This window comes from Rubrivirga sp. (assembly GCF_049648075.1).
Taxonomy (GTDB): Bacteria; Bacteroidota; Rhodothermia; order Rhodothermales; family Rubricoccaceae; genus Rubrivirga.
In genome coordinates this window covers 1-2,444 of the sequence record NZ_JBARYR010000291.1, presented here as the reverse complement: position 1 = coordinate 2,444, position 2,444 = coordinate 1, and the positions used below count along the sequence as shown (strand labels likewise).

Here is a 2,444-nt window from a genome sequence, read left to right as displayed (position 1 = left end):
GGCTGGACGCCCCGTCCCGCCACGCCTGGCCTGTGATGCCGACCGTCCGCGACCTCGAGGACGCGCTCGCGCCGCACCTCGACCTCGAGCGCTACCGCCGCGAAGGAGACCCGACCGGCGTCTGGCTCGACTCCGACCGCGACGTCCGCCGTCTGGGGCTCCGCTTGGAGGCCGGGCGTCCGCCCTACGACTGGGCCGACGGCCTGGACGCGGTCTTGGTCCACCGCCCGTTCGGCCTGTGGCCGGCGATGCTCCCCGACGGGCTCGGCGTGCTCGCCGCCCACCGCGCCCTCGATGACTTGCACTCGGTCGGCTGCAACCCGGCGCTCGCCCGATCCCTCGGCCTCGAGGCCGACGCTGAACCGCTGAGGCGCGATGGAAACCCCATCGGCCTAGTCGGTCGCCTGCCGTCTGCCGTCGACCTCGAGGGCGCTGTCCGCCGCGTCGAGGTCGAGCTCGGCGGCCTCGAGGACGCCGTGGGGCCGGAGCCCGAGAGTATCGAAGCTCTCGCCCTCGCGGGCGCCATGACGGAATCGCTCGTCGAGGACGCAGCCGAGCGGGGTGCCGGGCTCTACGTCACGGGACAGATCCGCCGAAACGCCCTCGAGGCCGTCGAGCGGTGCGGCGTCCGCGTGGTCTCCGTTGGGCAGGGCCGGGCAGAGTGGTGGGGGCTCCGCCGGCTGGGCGCGTTGCTGGGGGAGTCGTTCCCCGGCCTCGTGGTCGTCGAGTGTGGTTAGCTGATGCCTCGGTCTCGTCGCGCCTGGAAGCCTCTGTAGAGAGCCCAGATACCGAAAAAGACGAAGATGGGACCCAGCACGAACCCGAACGCGATGCGGAGTCCGTCCTCGATGTTGCCCGGTCCAGTGACGGCGAGCCAGATCATGAGCGCGCCCATCGAGCCCATCAACAGGCCTGCGAGCAGGAAGAGGAGCTTCCGTCGTACCAAGTCTCCGATGAGCCAGAGGCTAAACAGGAACGCGCCGCCCATGAGTGCGAACGAGGTCCCCATCATCAGCCCGTGCGCCCACCACGCCTCTGCCGGCACGTACGAGATCGTGTCGGTCATGAAGTACGGCTCGGTGCTGCCGTCGAAGGCCGCGAGCATGAAGCCGATGGCGAACCCTCCGCCCCCCAGTACCGACATGTAACGGAGCCACCAGAGAGGCTTCTTCGCAGGAGAGGGCTCTGGGTTTATCGCGTTCGTCGACATCGAGGGCGTAGGTAGAACTCACCTGTCCTACGTCGTCGAGGGCACGAAGGGATCGAGTGTCAACCGAGTACGGCCTACGACTGGCGCGCCCTCGAGGTCGAGAGCGAGAGAGCCAAGGAGGGGGCTAAGACCGTCACGAGCGAGCAGGTGGGAGGCGCGTTCCGAGGCGGACGGCGAACGCCTCTGCCGCAGGGAGCCCGAACCGTCGACCCTCGGCGGTGGCGAAGGCCCGGATCCGTCGCCGGGTCACGTCTTTGGAAGACCCCTCCGGAGCATCGCGAGCGAACTGATACCCGATCTGGGTCGCGTAGGCCACACACGCATCGAGCTTGGCGCCGAGCGCGTCGTCCTCGAGCGGGACGGCCACGTCCTCGAGGTCGGAAGGGAGGTCGGGGGCCGGCCTGCCCGCTCCTCGGATCGCGTACGGCGTGTCGCGCCACCACGCGACCGGAGCGCCACCCCCACCCTCGAGGCCGGCGACGGCCTGGACGACGTGGGCGTGGTCGACGTGGCCGCCCAACCCCTGGCACGAGAGCACGAGGTCGGGCCGGACCTCGTCTACGACCTCGAGGACGCGGTCTCGGACCGCCTTCCACGTGTCGCAATCGCCGGGGAGGACGCGGCCGAAGAGGGCGTCAGGCGAGTCGTAGCCGCGGTGGGGGGCCTCCTCGAGGTCGAGCCAGACGGGCTCGGCGCCGAGGTGGGCGCAGGCCGCGGCGTCCTCCACGCGTCGGAGCGCGAGGTAGTCGGCGTCGGGGGCGACCCCCTTGTCCGTCTGGCACGCGAGCGCGAACCCGACCGGGTCCGGCACGCTCCGGGTGAACACCGTCGCGACGACCACGCGGTGCCCCACCGCCGCCCACGTCGCGAGGGCCCCGCCGGCGGAGAACGCGGCGTCGTCGAGGTGGGGAGAGATGGCGAGGAGGGTCACGTGGGGAGGAATACGGGACGGAGGGGTTGAGGGATGGGGAAAGCGCTCTGCTTTCCCTCCATCCCTCTCACAAAAGCTGCGGCGTCACGCGGTAGACGCACGGGTCCGGGTCCGAGCCGTCGTAGGTCCAGGCGTCGTTGGGGACGGAGCCTTCGAGGTCGCGGTAGATGCCGGCGATCTGGCGGCCCCGCGCCTCCCACGAGTAGAGCGTGCGGGCTTCGTCGAGGGCGGTCTCGGCCAGGCGACGGCGGAGCGCGTCGTCGTCGAGCATCCGGGCGATGGCGCCGGCGAGCGCGTCGGGGC

The 2,444-nt window shown here is 70.9% G+C and carries 4 protein-coding genes; 1 reads left to right on the top strand and 3 read right to left on the bottom strand.

What is annotated here, in order from left to right; genetic code table 11:
- Nucleotides 1–737 (top strand): Nif3-like dinuclear metal center hexameric protein (locus WBA11_RS08755; protein ID WP_424520318.1); only part of this gene is annotated, 737 nt, incomplete at its 5' end.
- On the opposite strand, the gene WBA11_RS08750 is transcribed toward WBA11_RS08755, so the two are convergent.
- The 3 genes from WBA11_RS08750 to WBA11_RS08740 all read right to left on the bottom strand — a co-directional run.
- Entirely contained in the window at nt 734–1,144 is a 411-nt protein-coding gene (locus WBA11_RS08750) for a hypothetical protein (protein WP_424520317.1), read from the bottom strand. The two genes, WBA11_RS08755 and WBA11_RS08750, sit on opposite strands and share 4 nt — an antisense overlap.
- Before the next feature lie 199 nt (nt 1,145–1,343).
- Entirely contained in the window at nt 1,344–2,141 is a 798-nt protein-coding gene (locus tag WBA11_RS08745; protein WP_424520316.1) for a PIG-L deacetylase family protein, read from the bottom strand.
- 67 nt (nt 2,142–2,208) lie between these two features.
- On the bottom strand, nt 2,209–2,444 hold a 236-nt coding region (locus WBA11_RS08740), incomplete at its 5' end, for a glycosyltransferase (protein WP_424520315.1).

Excerpts from the sequence above, each read along its gene's own strand:
- WBA11_RS08750 (WP_424520317.1), bottom strand. The coding sequence starts at position 1,144 with ATGTCGGTACTGGGGGGCGGAGGGTTCGCCATCGGCTTCATGCTCGCG.